Annotated in this window: 19 protein-coding genes; 16 read left to right on the forward strand and 3 right to left on the reverse strand. The window is 64.7% G+C overall.

From position 1 onward, the window contains the following. The first annotated feature begins 85 nt into the window (after positions 1-85). From QGN32_RS02345 to QGN32_RS02360, 4 genes are read left to right on the forward strand one after another with little or no spacing between them, the layout of a single operon-like run. Positions 86-814 (forward strand): amino acid ABC transporter ATP-binding protein, encoded by a 729-nt coding sequence (locus QGN32_RS02345; RefSeq protein WP_326548893.1) that lies wholly within the window; start codon positions 86-88, stop codon positions 812-814. Positions 815-829: 15 nt separating this feature from the next. Continuing rightward, positions 830-1,639 (forward strand): glutamate ABC transporter substrate-binding protein, encoded by an 810-nt coding sequence (locus QGN32_RS02350; protein WP_326547073.1) that lies wholly within the window; start codon positions 830-832, stop codon positions 1,637-1,639. A 27-nt stretch (positions 1,640-1,666) separates the two neighbouring features. Further along, positions 1,667-2,350: an amino acid ABC transporter permease gene (locus QGN32_RS02355; protein WP_326547074.1), complete on the forward strand. Its 684-nt coding sequence runs from the start codon at positions 1,667-1,669 to the stop codon at positions 2,348-2,350. Continuing rightward, positions 2,347-3,228 (forward strand): amino acid ABC transporter permease, encoded by an 882-nt coding sequence (locus QGN32_RS02360; RefSeq protein WP_442791771.1) that lies wholly within the window; start codon positions 2,347-2,349, stop codon positions 3,226-3,228. Before QGN32_RS02355 ends, QGN32_RS02360 begins: the two co-directional genes overlap by 4 nt. Here QGN32_RS02360 and QGN32_RS02365 read toward each other — a convergent pair whose 3' ends face one another. Next, entirely contained in the window at positions 3,229-4,050 is an 822-nt protein-coding gene (locus QGN32_RS02365) for a TIGR03619 family F420-dependent LLM class oxidoreductase (RefSeq protein WP_326547075.1), read from the reverse strand. It abuts the gene before it with no gap. A gap of 143 nt (positions 4,051-4,193) precedes the next feature. On the opposite strand from QGN32_RS02365, the gene QGN32_RS02370 reads away from it, so the two are divergent. Both QGN32_RS02370 and QGN32_RS02375 read left to right on the forward strand, forming a co-directional pair. Next, positions 4,194-4,538, forward strand: coding sequence for a DUF1622 domain-containing protein (locus QGN32_RS02370; RefSeq protein WP_442791814.1), 345 nt, complete (start codon positions 4,194-4,196; stop codon positions 4,536-4,538). Further along, positions 4,535-4,813 carry a hypothetical protein gene (locus QGN32_RS02375; protein ID WP_326547077.1) on the forward strand — a complete coding sequence of 93 codons (279 nt, stop codon included), beginning with the start codon at positions 4,535-4,537 and terminating at the stop codon, positions 4,811-4,813. Before QGN32_RS02370 ends, QGN32_RS02375 begins: the two co-directional genes overlap by 4 nt. 9 nt (positions 4,814-4,822) lie before the next feature. On the opposite strand, the gene recX is transcribed toward QGN32_RS02375, so the two are convergent. Beyond that, positions 4,823-5,344 carry a recombination regulator RecX gene (gene recX / locus QGN32_RS02380; protein ID WP_326547078.1) on the reverse strand — a complete coding sequence of 174 codons (522 nt, stop codon included), beginning with the start codon at positions 5,342-5,344 and terminating at the stop codon, positions 4,823-4,825. Next, complete coding sequence (gene recA / locus QGN32_RS02385; protein WP_326547079.1) at positions 5,313-7,676, reverse strand: intein-containing recombinase RecA; 2,364 nt, start codon at positions 7,674-7,676, stop codon at positions 5,313-5,315. Before recA ends, recX begins: the two co-directional genes overlap by 32 nt. A gap of 270 nt (positions 7,677-7,946) precedes the next feature. On the opposite strand from recA, the gene QGN32_RS02390 reads away from it, so the two are divergent. The 10 genes from QGN32_RS02390 to QGN32_RS02430 all read left to right on the forward strand — a co-directional run bounded on the left by QGN32_RS02390 (position 7,947) and on the right by QGN32_RS02430 (position 16,292). Then, positions 7,947-8,276, forward strand: coding sequence for a hydrogenase maturation nickel metallochaperone HypA/HybF (locus QGN32_RS02390; RefSeq protein WP_326547080.1), 330 nt, complete (start codon positions 7,947-7,949; stop codon positions 8,274-8,276). A 2-nt stretch (positions 8,277-8,278) separates the two neighbouring features. Further along, entirely contained in the window at positions 8,279-9,073 is a 795-nt protein-coding gene (gene hypB, locus QGN32_RS02395; RefSeq protein WP_326548895.1) for a hydrogenase nickel incorporation protein HypB, read from the forward strand. Between the two features lie 124 nt (positions 9,074-9,197). Then, positions 9,198-10,253: an NADH-quinone oxidoreductase subunit B family protein gene (locus QGN32_RS02400; protein ID WP_326547081.1), complete on the forward strand. Its 1,056-nt coding sequence runs from the start codon at positions 9,198-9,200 to the stop codon at positions 10,251-10,253. Positions 10,254-10,340: 87 nt separating this feature from the next. Next, complete coding sequence (locus tag QGN32_RS02405) at positions 10,341-12,137, forward strand: nickel-dependent hydrogenase large subunit (protein WP_326547082.1); 1,797 nt, start codon at positions 10,341-10,343, stop codon at positions 12,135-12,137. 3 nt (positions 12,138-12,140) lie between these two features. After that, entirely contained in the window at positions 12,141-13,073 is a 933-nt protein-coding gene (locus QGN32_RS02410; RefSeq protein ID WP_326547083.1) for a NifU family protein, read from the forward strand. Beyond that, positions 13,070-13,711: a DUF5947 family protein gene (locus tag QGN32_RS02415; protein WP_326547084.1), complete on the forward strand. Its 642-nt coding sequence runs from the start codon at positions 13,070-13,072 to the stop codon at positions 13,709-13,711. Before QGN32_RS02410 ends, QGN32_RS02415 begins: the two co-directional genes overlap by 4 nt. Then, positions 13,699-14,343, forward strand: coding sequence for a DUF6084 family protein (locus QGN32_RS02420; protein WP_326547085.1), 645 nt, complete (start codon positions 13,699-13,701; stop codon positions 14,341-14,343). The genes QGN32_RS02415 and QGN32_RS02420 overlap by 13 nt, the downstream gene beginning before the upstream one ends. Continuing rightward, positions 14,340-15,677 carry a hypothetical protein gene (locus tag QGN32_RS02425; protein ID WP_326547086.1) on the forward strand — a complete coding sequence of 446 codons (1,338 nt, stop codon included), beginning with the start codon at positions 14,340-14,342 and terminating at the stop codon, positions 15,675-15,677. The genes QGN32_RS02420 and QGN32_RS02425 overlap by 4 nt, the downstream gene beginning before the upstream one ends. Further along, positions 15,668-15,787, forward strand: a complete 120-nt coding sequence (locus tag QGN32_RS24235; RefSeq protein ID WP_442791772.1) for a DUF6893 family small protein — start codon at positions 15,668-15,670, stop codon at positions 15,785-15,787. Before QGN32_RS02425 ends, QGN32_RS24235 begins: the two co-directional genes overlap by 10 nt. Before the next feature lie 28 nt (positions 15,788-15,815). Continuing rightward, positions 15,816-16,292 carry a hydrogenase maturation protease gene (locus QGN32_RS02430; RefSeq protein ID WP_326548896.1) on the forward strand — a complete coding sequence of 159 codons (477 nt, stop codon included), beginning with the start codon at positions 15,816-15,818 and terminating at the stop codon, positions 16,290-16,292. Positions 16,293-16,294 lie beyond the last annotated feature (2 nt).

Here is a 16,294-nt window from a genome sequence, read left to right on the forward strand (position 1 = left end):
GGGCCTTCGCTCGGTAAGGTCTGCACCCATGGAGACCGCCTGGTCGGACGGGAAAGAGGGCAATCCGACCCAGACGAGTGTGCCGATGATCTCCATCTCCGGGGTCAACAAGCACTTCGGCAGCCTGCATGTGCTCAAGGACATCAACCTCGATGTCGAGCGCGGAGAGGTGATCGTGGTGCTGGGGCCGTCGGGGTCTGGCAAGTCGACGTTGTGCCGCACCATCAATCGGCTCGAGCCCATCGATTCCGGCACCATCGCGATCGACGGAGCGGTGCTGCCCGAGGAGGGTCGCAAGCTCGCAGAGCTGCGGTCCGACGTGGGCATGGTGTTCCAGTCCTTCAACCTGTTCGCCCACAAGACGATCCTGGAGAACGTCACGTTGGCGCCGATGAAGGTGCGCAAGAAGTCGAAGGCCGAGGCCCGCGAGAAGGCGATGGAATTGCTGGAGCGGGTCGGCATCGCCAATCAGGCCGACAAATACCCGGCGCAACTGTCGGGGGGCCAGCAGCAGCGGGTGGCGATCGCGCGCTCGCTGGCGATGAACCCGAAGGTCATGCTGTTCGATGAACCGACCAGCGCGCTGGACCCCGAGATGATCAACGAAGTCCTGAACGTGATGACGTCGCTGGCCAAGGAGGGGATGACGATGTTGGTCGTGACGCACGAGATGGGTTTCGCCCGCGGCGCGGCCAATCGGGTGGTTTTCATGGCCGACGGCGCGATCGTGGAAGCGGCCGAACCCGATCAGTTCTTCACCCACCCGAGAAGCGACCGTGCCAAGGACTTTCTCGGCAAGATCCTGCACCACTAGTCGAAAGGAAGCCGAATGCCATCGATTTCGAAGCGCGTTCTCGGGGCGCTCGCGCTCGCCGTCGCGTTGCCCCTGGCGGCGACAGCGTGCGGCGGTGACGACGGCGACACGATCGTCATCGGCACCAAGGTCGACCAGCCCGGCCTGGGCCTCAAGAATCCCGACGGCACCATGAGCGGCTTCGACGTCGACGTGGCGACATATGTCGCTGAGAAACTCGGCTATCCCGAGGACAAGATCGAGTGGAAGGAAGCCCCGTCGGGGCAGCGCGAGACTCTGATTCAGAACGGCCAGGTGCAGTACATCGTCGCGACCTACTCGATCACCGATGCCCGTGAGGAGAAGGTCGACTTCGCGGGACCGTACCTGATCACCGGACAGAGCCTGTTGGTGCGCGCGGACAACACCGTCATCACCGGTGAGGCGTCGCTGGAGAACAACAAGAAGCTGTGTTCGGTCTCGGGATCGACGCCGGCTCAGCGGATCAAGGACAAGTTCCCCGGCGTACAGCTGCAGCAGTACGACACCTACTCGGCGTGCGTCGAAGCGTTGAAGAACGGCGCCATCGACGCGGTGACCACCGACGAGGTCATCCTCGCGGGTTATGCGGCGCAGAGCCCCGGTGTGTTCAAGGTCGTCGGCGGCACCTTCTCCGAGGAGCGCTACGGAATCGGCTTGAAGAAGGGCGATTCCGAATTGCTGACGAAGATCAACGACGCCCTCGCCAAGATGGAGCAGGAGGGCGCTTGGAAGAAGGCGTGGGACGACAACCTCGGCGCGGCAGGTATTCCCGCACCGAAACCACCGCAGATCACCCAGAGCTGACGGACCTCCGCCGCGCTAGGAGGTGATGTGGAGGTTCTCCCGGACTACACGGTCGGCCAGATCGTCGAGGCGTTCTGGACGACGATCCAGCTGACGGTCCTTTCGGGCATCGGCGCACTGGTGCTCGGTACGCTGCTGGCCGCGATGCGGCTGGCGCCGGTGCCCGTACTGCGCTGGCTCGGAACCACATACGTCAACGTGGTGCGCAACACGCCGCTGACGCTGATCATTCTGTTCTGCTCCTTCGGCCTGGCGCAGACGTTGGGCATCACGCTGGTTGACCCGAACTCGCGAACGTCGATCGAGGACAGCAACTTCCGGTTGGCGGTGCTCGGGCTGGCGGTGTACACGGCCGCGTTCGTGTGCGAAACCGTGCGTTCGGGAGTGAACACCGTGCCGCTGGGCCAGGCCGAGGCCGCGCGGTCGCTGGGACTGACGTTCGGGCAGAACCTCCGACTCATCCTGCTACCGCAGGCTTTTCGCGCGGTGATCATCCCGTTAGGGTCGGTGTTGATCGCGTTGACCAAGAACACCACGATCGCGTCGGCGATCGGCGTGGCCGAGGCCGCGCTGCTGATGAAGGAGATGATCGAGAACACCGCGGCCATACTGACCGTCGGGGCGATCTTCGCCCTCGGCTTCGTGATCCTGACACTGCCGACGGGGTTGTTCTTCGGATGGCTGGGTAAGCGGTTGGCCGTGGCGCGGTGAGCTCGGCCTCGGTTCTCTTCGACGCGCCGGGGCCGCGCGCGCGAATCCGTAACTGGATGATCACGGCGATCGTCATCCTCGTCACCGTGGTGGTGCTGTTGGCAGTGTTGTTCCAGATGATCGCCAAGCAGCAGCTCACGGTCGCCAAGTGGCAACCGTTCCTGACAGCGGATCTGTGGCGAACCTATGTACTGCCCGGCGTGCAGGGCACGTTGACGGCGGCGGCGGTTTCGATCGTGTTGGCGCTGATCCTGGGATTCATCCTTGGTGTGGGCCGACTTTCGACACACGGCTTGATTCGCTGGCTCTGCGCGGTGATCGTCGAGTTCTTCCGCGCAGTGCCAGTGCTCATCATGATGCTGTTCGCGTTCGCGCTCTACGCGGCCTACGACGTGTTTGCGTCCAGGCACTTGGCGCTCGCCGCCGTCATCACCGGCCTGACTTTGTACAACGGTGCAGTCATCGCCGAGATCGTGCGGGCCGGCGTCCATGCGCTTCCCCGCGGACAGTCCGAGGCGGCCTTCGCGCTCGGGTTGACGTGGGGGCAGACGATGCGGTCGATCCTGCTGCCGCAGGCGATCACGTCCATGCTGCCGGTTCTGATCTCGCAACTCGTAGTGGTACTCAAGGACACGGCGATCGGATACGTCATCACGTTCCTCGAGCTCGTGCGCCAGGGTGTGCAGATGGGTGCCGCGTACAGCAATCTGCTGCCGGCGCTGATCGTGGTCGCCGTGCTGATCATCACCGTCAACTTCACGCTGTCGTGGGTGGCCACCCGCGTCGAGGCGCGGATGCGGCGCTCGCGTCGCGGTCCGGCGCCCCTCGAGACGGAGTCCGTCGAACAGGAAGGCGCACCGGGCGCCAGAACCGTGTGATCAGACCAGCTCCGCGCATCGGCGTAGCAGCTCGTCGCCGGGCGGCTGGTAGAAGGACAGCACGACGTGCTCGCAGCCGAGCCGCGCGTACTCGGCGACGGATTCGAGCTGGGCGTCGACCTGATCCGGCTGCTCGGGAAGAACGAACAGCTGGACTGCCCGGCGGATCGAGCAAGGATCGCGGCCGAGTTCCGCACAAGCGCGATCGAGCAGGCGACTGGCCGCCGCCCACTCCTGAAGGTCGGTGCTCGGCATGTTCCATTCGTCGGCGTGCCGAGCGGCGAGCGTGAGCATTTTCGGCTGTGACGCCCCGACCACGATCGGCGGATGCGGGCGCTGGACCGGTTTGGGGTTACAGCGCGCTTCGTGAAGTGTGAAGAAGCGGCCGGCGAAGTCGACAACCTCCTCGGTCCACAGGCGTCGGATGAGGGTCAGCGCTTCGTCGACCATCGCGACCCGCTGCCCCGGCGACGGGAAGTCGATGCCGTAGCCGCGGTGCTCGCCCTCGTACCAACCGGCGCCGATGCCGAAGTCCATCCGCCCGCCGGAGATGTGATCGACGGTGACGGCCCTGTTCGCCAGTACCGCCGGGTTGCGGTACGTCACGCCGGTGACCAGGCAGCCCACGCGGGCTCGTCGGACCACCACCGCCATCGCGGCGAGGCTGGCCCACCCCTCGAGTGTGGGCGTCGTCGGATCGACCAGTCCGTAGAAGTGGTCGTAGTTGGCGACGGAGTGGAACCCCAACTCGTCGGCACGGCACCAGAAGTCGTGGAGCACCGGATAGTCGAACGTCGGGGCGAGCTTGGCCGAAAGCAACATCGGCGCAATTTACCTCGCGGCCACGGAAATCGCGGTAGTTGCACCCGACCACGGCGCGTTACGAGAGACTTGCCGTTGTGCAGGTGAGCTTCTCCGCGCTGGAGCTTCTTCCCGAGTCGACGTTGCGTACTGGGGTGGACCTGATGGTGCGCCTGGTCGAAGCGGCCGGCGCTCTGGTCATCGTGATCGGAGCCTTGATCGCGATCGTGAAGTTCTTCATCTCGCTGCTCCGCCGCGACGCTACCGAGTTCTCCGCCGTACGTTTGACTCTGGGCCGGTTTCTCGCGCTCGGGCTGGAGTTTCAACTCGCCAGCGACGTCCTTCGGACTGCGATCTCGCCGTCGTTCCAGGAAATCGGCAAACTCGCGGCCATCGCCACCATTCGTACGGCGCTGAACTACTTCCTCGCCAAGGAGATCGCCGCCGAACAACGCGCTGTCGAGCAAGGTCGCGTCGCAGCGCCCACGGAGAACCCGGCGACACCGTGATCGGATTCGCCGACCTCTCATGGGTGATCGCGGCGGCGGCCCTCGTGCTGGCGGCATTGACATTGGTGGTGCTACGCCGCCCCCCGCTGGCCCTGCATGTACTGCTGGATTTGCTGCTCGCCGCAGGCTTGCTGCGGCTCAGCGTCGACGCGACCTGGCGATCGATCGCGGTCACGGCGCTTGTCCTCGTGGTGCGCCACCTCGTCACCCGCGGCTTGGCGCTGCCTCCGCCGTTGGTGTTCCGTCGGCGGGTGATCAACGCTGCGGGCCTCTGAAACCTGTCGCTACACGCGGCGCCGTTCGCGTTCGTTGGCCAACGCCACCTTCACGACATCGAAGGCCATCGTCTGCCCGTAGCCGCGCCGGGCGAGCATTCCCACCAGTCGACGCATCACTTTGGCGCCGTCACCGTCGGTGAGCTTCTCGCGGCGCAGCTTGTCGGCGACGAGTCGCTCGGCGCGTGCGCGTTCGGCGCCGGGTTCGTCATCGGCCAGGGTCGCCTCGATGGTGTCGTTGTCGACCCCTTTGGTCCGCAACTCGGCGATCAACGCCCGTCTGCCCTTGCCCGCGTTCGTCCGCCGGGATCGGACCCACTGTTCGGCGAACTCCGCGTCGTCGACCAAACCGACCTGTTCGAGCCGATCGAGCACCCGGTCGCTGATGTCGGCGGGATACCCGCGCTTGGCCAGTTGACCGGCTAGTTCGGCTCTGGTGCGTGCCCTCACGGTGAGCAGGCGCAGACACAGGTCGCGCGCCTGCTCCTCGCGGGGAGCCTCAGAAGTCGACGGGGGCGGGGAGGACTTCATCTTCGGGCGGACCGTCGGTCAGCACCGCGCCGATGCCGAGCTTCTCTTTGATCTTCTTCTCGATTTCGTTGGCCACGTCGACGTTCTCGATGAGGAAATTACGGGCGTTCTCCTTGCCCTGGCCCAACTGCTCACCCTCATAGGTGAACCACGAGCCGGACTTGCGCACGAAGCCCTGCTCGACACCCATATCGATGAGTGACCCCTCCTTGGAGATGCCCTTGCCATACAGGATGTCGAACTCGGCTTGTTTGAAAGGCGGCGAGCAGTTGTGCACAACAACGCCTTCTGCGACAAGGTTGTGCAGCTCCTCAACCTCGAGGTCGAATGTCCTTGCCCGACGTACTGGCAGTACTTCCCGGATCACCGAGTACCGGAGTTCTTCTGCCAGCACATCGTGCAGGAACTGGTCGTCCAGGGCGTCGGCAAGCGCCTGCACACGATCCCGGCGAAGACGGCCGACGCCCAGAACCTGCTTCATTCCACCGCGGGGGTCGCCGGCGCCTGAACCGATCATGGCTGCCGCGTCCCGCGCGGTCACGCCACGCTCGTCGAGATAATTGAGCACGGCGTCGGTCATCTCCGAGGCCAGATACGTCGCCTGCGAGCCGCGCCGCGGCCCCCGCATAGCTTCTGGCATCGCTTGAACAAGCGTAGCGCCACGCGGCCCCCACATGGGAACCGCTTCCGCGAACGCTGTCACGTTCTCCATACCCGAGATCCGGACCTCGAATATTTGGCGCTTGCCCTGGACCCGTCGGTCATTGATGAGGCTCGGCCGCTTCTGAGTCGGATCATAATCCCGAACAGTGCTGACGATTCCGAATCGCAGCAGCAGCCAGTGAATCTGATGTGCGAGCTGCTCAGAAGTGGTCGCGTAGCCAACCCGAAGCGCCCCCGTCTGCTCGCGGCTGACCCAACCGTCGCTCTCCAACAGGCCGAAGAGCAAATTCCCGACGACATCCGCCGAGATGTCGGACGCAAAGAACCAATCGGGAATCGTCTTCTCCCACGCGAGCTTGCCGTAAATACCAGCCCGCCGGCAGAGATCTAGGACGCCATTGCGTTCACCGCGTCGATGAGCGAGCGCAATCGACATCTGCCCTTGCGGATGGGCTGCACAACCCAACGCCGCCGCGATGTTAGTCACATCTTCGATGAGGGACTGCTGAACGTTGATGAAGTTGATCGGAGTCTTGCCACCCACATAGCCATCGCCGATTAGGTAGCCGAGCAGCCGTGCGTGATCCGCTGAGATCGGCTCCTTGTCGCCGAATCCATCGAAGCGCCGCGGTTGCGCCACTCTGTCACCCTTGCGGAGTTCCCCTGCCTGACGCCAGCCGTACTCCGTGAGGATCTTGTGGTCGGGTGTCGCCCAAACGGTTGCGCCACCGGCGACCCGCAGTCCGACGACGTCCTGTACCCCCTGGTCGAACCAGGAGACCACGGGCCGCGCGTGCAACGTTCCGTCCTTGGTGGCAGCGACGACGTGGATCTGTTTACGGCCATCGACGACGTCCTCAATGCGATGGGTGATACCGGTGATTGGATCGAAGATTCGAGTGCCTTCCGCCAGGCACTTGTTCTTGACGACCTTGACACGGGTCCGGTTACCGACCGCCTCAGTACCATCTTTCAGCGTTTCAATCCGCCTGACATCCATTCGAACTGAAGCGTAGAACTTCAAAGCCTTTCCGCCCGTTGTTGTTTCAGGACTCCCGAAGAAAACTCCGATTTTTTCGCGGAGCTGGTTGATGAAGATCGCGGTGGTGCCCGAATTGCTCAGTGCGCCAGTGATCTTGCGAAGTGCTTGGCTCATCAGCCGGGCCTGCAGCCCGACGTGGCTGTCGCCCATCTCCCCTTCGATCTCCGCTCGCGGTACCAGCGCCGCCACCGAGTCGATGACCAAGATGTCCAGTGCGCCCGAGCGGATCAGCATGTCGGCGATCTCGAGCGCCTGCTCCCCGGTGTCGGGCTGGCTGACCAGCAGCGCGTCGGTGTCTACACCGAGCTTCTTGGCGTACTCCGGGTCCAGCGCGTGCTCGGCGTCGATGAACGCGGCGATGCCACCGGCGGCCTGCGCGTTGGCGACCGCGTGCAGGGCGACGGTGGTCTTACCCGAGGATTCCGGGCCGTAGATCTCGATGATGCGTCCGCGCGGTAATCCGCCGAGACCGAGCGCCACGTCCAGAGCGATGGACCCGGTGGGGATGACCGAGATCGGCTGGCGCACCTCGTCGCCGAGCCGCATCACTGAGCCCTTACCGTGGGCTTTCTCAATCTGCGCGAGGGCCAGCTCGAGGGCCTTCTCGCGGTCGGGTGCCTGCGCCATGGTGGTCTCCGTCCTTCGGATGTCTAGCTGTTCGGTGATCAGTTTTGATCAGTTGGCCGTGACGCTAGAGGCAGCCTCCGACAAGTTCGGGTCAAGTCGGCCTGACCAGCATCTAGCCGTCGAACACTGCCCACACTAGACGAACACCTGTTCGACTCAAGCCCGACACGCCGTGGCGCAGGACAGATGCCTGGAGCGGATCTCCCGTCCCCTCCCTGCGGCCCGTTCTGCGGCCTATCGTGAAGACATTCCGGTAGAAACGGGCACCGTATGCATGAGATGGCGATAACCCAGAGCGTGGTCGACGCGGTGTGCGAGCACGCCGCGGGACGCCGGGTGCACTGCGTCAAGCTGGAGGTCGGCGCGCTGTGCGCCCTCGTGCCCGACTCGATGCAGTTCTGCTTCGAACTCGCCACCACGGGCACGGTCGCAGACGGCGCACGCCTGCTCCTCGACGTCCAACCCGGCGCGGCGTACTGCCGCACCTGCGGTCAGAACTTCGAATTGCCCGACCTGATCCTGTTATGCCCCTGCGGCAGCGCGAATGTCGAGGTGGTCGCCGGCCGGGACCTGAAGATCCTCTCGATGGAAGTGAGCTGACCATGTGCGCAACCTGTGGCTGCGGCGACGACGGCGCGACCGTCACTGTGCCGGGGCATGTCCACCCCCACGAGAACGGCCATCCGCACCATCACCACGACCACGACCACGTCCACACCGAGACGATCACGCTCGAGCAGAAGGTGCTCGCGAAGAACGACGAACTCGCCGACGAAAACCGCGCTTGGCTGGCCGAACGCGACATCCTGGCGTTCAACCTCACCAGTTCTCCAGGCGCGGGCAAGACGACGCTTCTCGAGCGCACGATCCGCGATCTCTGCGCGGATCGTCCGGTGGCGGTCATCGAAGGAGATCAGGAGACGCTTCTGGACGCCGAACGCATCAAGGCCGCCGGTGCGAACGCGGTGCAAGTCAACACCGGCGCGGGCTGCCACCTCGACGCCGCCATGGTGCACCGGGCGCTGCAGACCCTCGACCCGGAGCCGGGGTCGCTCCTGTTCATCGAGAATGTCGGGAACCTCGTCTGCCCCGCGCTGTTCGATCTCGGTGAGCGCAGCAAAGTCGTCGTCATCTCGGTGACCGAAGGCGATGACAAACCGTTGAAGTATCCGCACATGTTCGCCGCAGCGGGTCTGGTCATCGTCAACAAGATCGATCTGCTGCCGTACGTGAGTTTCGATCTTGAAAAAAGTCGCGGTTACGTGCGATCACTGAACCCAGACGCGCAGATACTCACGATGTCGGCAATTACCGGCGATGGTACTGCGCAGTGGTACGAATGGATCGAAGATTGTGCAAATTCCGCTAGTTCCGTTACATCCGTTGACAAGACATAGCCCCCGGAGTAAACCCAAACTCAGCGCCGAAGTTCGGCGCCACGGCACCGTGTGATGTTGTGGGGGCCCCAGCCCGGCTCCCGGTCGTGAGGGCCCCAGCCCGGCCCCCAGGAAGCTGTGACCTATGCCAACGGAGGCAGCAGTCAAAGCAGAAGAGGCACTGATCCACGTTCTGTGGATCAACGCCGGATTGAGTTGTGACGGTGATTCGGTGGCGTTGACTGCCGCCACCCAACCCAGCATCGAGGAGATCGCCCTTGGGGCGCTTCCGGGGCTGCCGAAAATCGCCGTCCACTGGCCCCTGATCGATTTCGAGTGCGGACCGAACGGGGGCGCCGATGATTTTCTCGAGTGGTTCTTCAAGGCCGATCGGGGCGAGTTGGACCCGTTCGTTCTGGTGGTCGAGGGGTCCATCCCGAACGAGAAGATCAAAGCCGAGGGCTACTGGTGCGGGTTCGGCAACGACCCGGCCACCGGCCAACCGATGACCACGAGCGAATGGCTGGATCGGCTGGCGCCCAAGGCCACTGCCATCGTTGCGGTCGGCACGTGCGCCACTTACGGCGGTATCCACGCGATGGCGGGCAATCCGACCGGCGCCATGGGAGTGCCCGACTACCTCGGCTGGGATTGGAAGAGCAAGGCCGGCATACCGATCGTGTGTGTGCCCGGATGTCCCATCCAACCGGACAACCTCGCCGAGACACTGACCTATCTGCTGTACATGGCCACCGATCAGGCCCCGATGATTCCGCTCGACGATGCGTTACGACCACAGTGGTTGTTCGGCGCGACCGTGCACGAGGGTTGTGACCGGGCCGGCTACTACGAACAAGGCGATTTCGCAACGGAGTACGGCTCCCCCAAATGCATTGTGAAACTGGGCTGTTGGGGTCCGGTCGTCAAATGCAACGTGCCAAAGCGCGGCTGGATCAACGGAGTCGGGGGCTGCCCGAACGTGGGCGGAATCTGCATCGGCTGCACCATGCCGGGATTTCCCGACAAGTTCATGCCGTTCATGGATGAACCGCCCGGCGGCAAGGTCTCCACTGCGGCCTCGAGTCTGTACGGATCGGTCATTCGCAGCCTGCGCCACGTCACCGGCCGCACCGTCGACAAAGAACCCAAGTGGCGCCATCCCGGCACGCAACTCACGACCGGAGCGACCCGCACCTGGTAGGTGCGGGCCGTCCCGGGGCGCCCAGGCGTGCTTTCGGGTATCGAAACGGCCTGTGACGCTTCTCCTTAGAAGAAAGAGAAGAGTTCGATGACAACCACCATCCCCGAGCCGTCACACGTGAAGCGCGATCCCGGCCAACTCGTGGAGATGGCGTGGGACCCCATCACCCGGATCGTCGGAAGCCTCGGCATCTACACCAAGATCGATTTCGACAACCGCGAAGTCGTCGAGTGTCACAGCACCTCGTCGATCTTCCGCGGCTATTCGATCTTCATGAAGGGCAAGGACCCCCGCGATGCCCATTTCATCACCAGCCGGATCTGCGGCATCTGTGGTGACAACCATGCCACGTGCTCGGTCTACACCCAGAACATGGCCTACGGCGTCCGGCCTCCGCACCTCGGTGAGTGGCTGATCAACCTGGGTGAGGCCGCGGAGTACATGTTCGACCACAACATCTTCCAGGAGAACCTGGTGGGCGTGGACTACTGCGAGAAGATGGTCGCCGAAACCAATCCCAGTGTGCTGGCCAGGGCCGAGAACACCCAAGCGCCGCACGCCGATATGCACGGTCATCGCACGATCGCAGACATCATGCGCGCGCTCAACCCGTTCACCGGTGAGTTCTACCGTGAGGCATTACAGGTCAGCCGTTGGACGCGAGAGATGTTCTGCCTGATGGAAGGTCGCCATGTGCACCCGTCGACGCTGTATCCCGGCGGCATCGGAACGACCGCCACGATCCAGTTGATGACCGACTACATGACCAGGCTGATGCGCTACGTGGAGTTCATGAAGAAGGTCGTGCCGATGCACGACGACCTCTTCGACTTCTTCTACGAAGCGCTCCCCGGCTACGACCAGGTCGGGCTGCGACGCACACTGCTGGGCTGCTGGGGCTCCTTCCAGGATCCCGAGGTATGCAACTTCGAGTACAAGGACATGGAGCGCTGGGGCGACGCCATGTTCGTCACACCCGGAGTCGTGATCGACGGAAAGCTGCACACCCACTCGCTGGTGGACATCAACCTCGGCATCCGAATCCTGTTGGGGCACTCCTATTACGACGACTGGACCGATCAGGAGATGTTCGTCAAGACCGACCCGCTGGGCAATCCGGTGGACCGGCGGCACCCGTGGAACCAGCACACCAACCCGCGTCCGCAGAAACGCGACTTCGACGAGAACTACAGCTGGGTGATGTCGCCGCGCTGGTTCGACGGGAAGGATCACTTGGCGCTGGACACCGGTGGCGGACCGCTGGCGCGGTTGTGGTCGACAGCGCTCGCCGGGCTGGTCGACGTCGGGTATGTGAAGGCGACCGGTCAAAGCGTGCAGATCAACCTGCCCAAGACCGCTTTGAAGGGCCCGGTCGAATTGGAGTGGAAGATACCGCATTACGGCAGCAACACCCTCGAGCGCAATCGCGCGCGAACGTACTTCCAGGCTTATGCCGCCGCCTGTGCCCTGCACTTCGCCGAGAAGGCGTTGGTGGAGATCCGCGCCGGTCGCACCAAGACCTGGGAGAAGTTCGACGTGCCCGAGGAGGGCATCGGCTGCGGGTTCACCGAAGCGGTCCGCGGAGTCTTGAGTCACCACATGGTGATCCGCGACGGCAAGATCGCCAACTACCACCCGTATCCACCGACCCCGTGGAATGCGAACCCGCGCGACAGTTACGGCACGCCCGGCCCCTACGAGGACGCGGTACAGGGCCAGCCGATCTTCGAGGAGAACGACAGGGAACACTTCAAAGGTATCGACATCATGCGCACGGTACGAAGTTTCGACCCGTGCCTGCCGTGCGGGGTGCACATGTACCTGGGTAAGGGAAAGACACTGGACTTGCTGCACTCCCCGACCCAGTCCGTCACCGGGGAATAGGGAATGGCCCCGCCGACCGAAGACGACGCGCAGTGGCGCACGGCGGGCGACCGGATACAGGCCCTGCTCGACGCGTCCGCCGCGGGGGGCCCTGCCGCCTACGAGCGGGCGGTCCAACTCGTCGGTGAGGTGACCGATCTCTACGGCGCCGGGCTGGAGCGGATGCTGCGGATGGCGGTAAGCGCCGACGCGCGATTGCCCGAACTGCTCGTGCGCGACGACCTCGTGGCGAGCCTGCTGCTCGTGCACGGGCTGCATCCGCACGGCGTCGACCGGCGGGTCGAGGATGCACTGGACAGGGTCCGGCCCTACCTGGGCTCACACGGCGGCGACGTGACCTTGCTCGAAGTCGTCGACGGCCCCGACGGCGTCACCGTCCGCCTGCAGTTTGCCGGCAGCTGTCAGAGTTGTCCGTCCTCCGCCGTCACTTTGGAACTCACGGTCGAGGACGCGATCCGGTCAGCCGCACCCGAGGTCACCTCGATCGAGGTGGTCTCAGCGGCTGCCAGCGCCGCCGTGATTCCGGCGGCGGCGCTGCTGCGCCGAGTCCGTCAAGACGCACCGGGCCCGGCTTCGTGGCACCCCGTTCCCGAATTCGCCGACCTGGGCCCGGGCGAGGTCGGCGGGTTCAGCGTGGCCGGAATCACCGTGCTGGCGTGCCGCATCGGCGAGAAATTGTTCGCCTACCGCGACCGGTGTGGTGTCTGCGACGAATCGCTGGCGGGCGCCGCGCTGCATCGACGGATGGGCTCCCCCGTCGGCGATGCGGTGCTGCGCTGCCCGAACTGTCGTGCCCACTTCGACGTCGTGCACGCCGGCGCCTGCGTCGACGACGCCGCCCCGCTCGCTCACCTGCAACCGATGCCGCTGCTCACCCGCGATGGAGTGCTGTCCATTGCGATGGCGGCGCAACCCACGGGAGCGGGCATGGCATGACTGACGCATACGACGTGCTTGCACGAATCCGGGCCAGTCGAGGCGCTCCCGTGCCCGCGGGCGAGCGCTGCGAGATGTGCGCCGAGCAGATCGCCGACGAGCACCAGCATGTCGTGGACATTCAAGCACGACAGCTGATGTGCGTATGCCGGGGGTGTTATCTGCTTTTCACCGACGCTGCCGCCGAACTGCGCTTTCGCGCGGTCCCCGACCGCTGGCTGACCTTCGGGGACTTCGGGCTCGGGCGACGGGAGTGGCAGCTCCTTCAGATCCCCGTCGGACTGGCCTTCTTCTTCCGCAACTCGACGCTGAACCAGGTGGTGGCCTTCTATCCAGGCCCGGGGGGTGCGACGGAGTCCGAACTGGACCTGTCCGCGTGGGAGGGTGTCCGGGCAGCCGACCCGCGAGTCGATCTGCTCGCTGACGACACCGAGGCACTTCTCGTGCGAGTGCCCGACGACGAAACCCGTTCGCCGGATTGTCATTTGGTGCCCATCGACGCCTGCTACGAGTTCGTCGGCCGGCTCCGCCAACTGTGGCACGGCTTCGACGGCGGTCAGCAGGTGCGGGAGTACGTCGATACCTTCTTCGAACAGGTCGGCACCCGCGGCAAAGTGGTGGCGCCATGCCCGAGTTGACGTTCGCGGTGCTCGAGGTTTCCACCGAGCGGTACGCGGTGACGCCGGCGCTGACCGCGCGCCTCGGTATCGCCGTCGACGGCGACGAACCCGTGCACGCAATTGCGTTGCGCTGCCAGGTCCGCATCGAACCGTTGCGCCGCGGTTACAGCGACGACGAGGCCCTGGGCCTGCTCGACCTGTTCGGTCCGCGAGACCGCTGGGATGCCACACAGCACAACTTCGTCTGGCAACACACCAGCACGATGGTGCCCGGGTTCACCGGCACCACGCAGGTCGACCTCCCGCTCGAGTGCACCTATGACCTAGAGGTGACCGCCGCCAAGTACTTCCACGCTCTGCACGATGGCGTGATCCCGCTGCAATTCCTGTTCAGCGGAACGGTTTTCACCAAGGGTGAGCGCAACTTCGCGGTGCAGCAAGTGCCGTGGGACCGCGAGGACCACTACGACCTACCGGTGTCGACGTGGCGTGAGCTCATGCGATTGCACTATCCCAACACCGGCTGGCTGCGGTTGAGCCACGACACTCTCGACGCGCTGGCGCAGTTCAAATCCGCGCGTGGCCTGCTGGGTTACGACGATGCGATCGCCACACTGCTGACCGCCCGCACCGCGCAGGAGGTTCGATGACCGCAGACTGGGATCATGCGCGAGCCGTTGCCGACGCGGTGCTCTACGAGGGTTACCTGCTGTACCCCTACCGCGCCAGCTCGAGCAAGAACCAGTCGCGTTGGCAGTTCGGGGTATTGGGCCCGAACGGTGCGGCCGAGGCCGGCATCGGCGAGGATTCCTCGCTCTCGGCTCAGGTGCTGGTGGCTTCCCGCGGCATCCCGATGCTGACCGGTGTGGTCCGGTTCCTCCAATTGCAGCACCGCAGCGTCGAACGCGACCTCGGCGACGGTCGTTTCGAACCGGTCGGTGAACTGGTGTCGGGTTCCCGGTCCTGGGTCAGCTGGGACGAGGCCGTCGAATGCGAGATCGCCATCGAACCGTTCCCGGTCATGAGCTTGCCTCGCGCGCTCGATATCTCGGTCCCCTACGCGACGGAGATGGAGGGCGTCATTGGGGGCAGACTGGTGCGAAGCCGCCGCGAGTTGTGCGGTCGGCTGGCTATCTCCGCCGAGGAGGACGACGAACTTCTGCGGCTCACGTTCGATGTGCGCAACTGCGCTGCGCCTGCCGGTGACAAGGACGAGGCGATCGCCGTATCGATGATCGGCACTCATCTGCTGCTAGAGGTCGCTGACGGCGAGTTCGTCTCGTTGCTAGAACCGCCGGGTTCGGCCGCCGAGGCGGTGGCGCGGTGTCGACAGCACCGCTGCTTTCCGGTGCTCGCCGGTCCATCGCCGCATCGCGACCTGGTGTTGGCGTCCCCGATCATCCTTTACGACCACCCCGAGATCGCCGAACAGAGCAAAGGCGCGCTCTACGACTCGACCGAGATCGACGAGATCCTCACCTTGCGGATCATGACGATGACCGAGGGCGAGAAGGCGCAGGCACGCGCCACCGACCCACTCGCCGCAGCGATCATCGACCGCTGCGATTCGATGTCGCCGGAGGCGATGCTCGATCTGCACGGGGTGTTGCGCAATCCGCATGCGCCGACCGCAGAGCCCGGTTTGATACCGGAGATTCCTGCGGGTGTCGAGTGGTGGGACCCCATGGCGGACACGGCGGTACGGCCGGACTCGGATGCCGTGCTCGTCAACGACACCCGCGTCACCCGCGGCACCCGCGTCCGGTTGCGCCCGTCCCGGCGGGCCGACGCCCAGGACCTGTTCTATGTAAACAAGATTGCGCGCGTGACCTCCGTGCACGAAGACGTCGACGGCGAGCACCATATCGGGGTGGTCATCGAGGACGATCCCGCGGCCGACCTGCACGACTGGTACGGCCGCTACCTGTACTTCGCACCCGACGAAGTCGAACCTGTGGTTGAAGGGAGTTCGCAATGGAAGTAGTCGGCTGGATAGCCGTCGGAATCGTGGCCGCGGCCGCTGTGGCGGCCGTGCTGATCGGTATTCGTTCCGTGCCGGATGCGCGACGCTACATGAAGATACGGCGCATGTGACCGCGGAAGAGGTGTCCCTATCTCTCCGATTCTGGTAGCCGGGCTCGGCAACATCTTCCTCGGGGACGACGGCTTCGGCCCCGAGGTGATCCGCTGCGTGCCACCCGATCTCGGCGGTCCGCAGGTTCAGGTGAGGGATTACGGCATCGGGGGTATGCACCTGGCCTACGACCTGCTCGACGGCTGGGATGCCCTGGTCCTCGTCGACGCCATTCCCAACCGCGGGGTACCGGGCGCGCTTCATGTGTTCGAGGCCGACCTCGAAGATCTGCGCGCCGCAACGGGTCTGGACGCGCACGCGATGGACCCGGCCGCGGTGTTCGCCAGCCTCAACGCGCTCGGCGGAACCCCGCCTTACACCGTGGTGATCGGCTGCGAAATCGACTGCACGGAAGAGGGTATCGGGCTCTGCGAAACCGTCGCGGCGGCGGTGCCGGATGCGGTGCGGGCGATCGACGACGTGGTGGCCGGGCTGCTGGCTCGGGTCGCGGCAGCGGAGGGCTGAAC

Source organism: Mycolicibacterium sp. ND9-15 (assembly GCF_035918395.1).
Lineage (GTDB): Bacteria > Actinomycetota > Actinomycetes > Mycobacteriales > Mycobacteriaceae > Mycobacterium.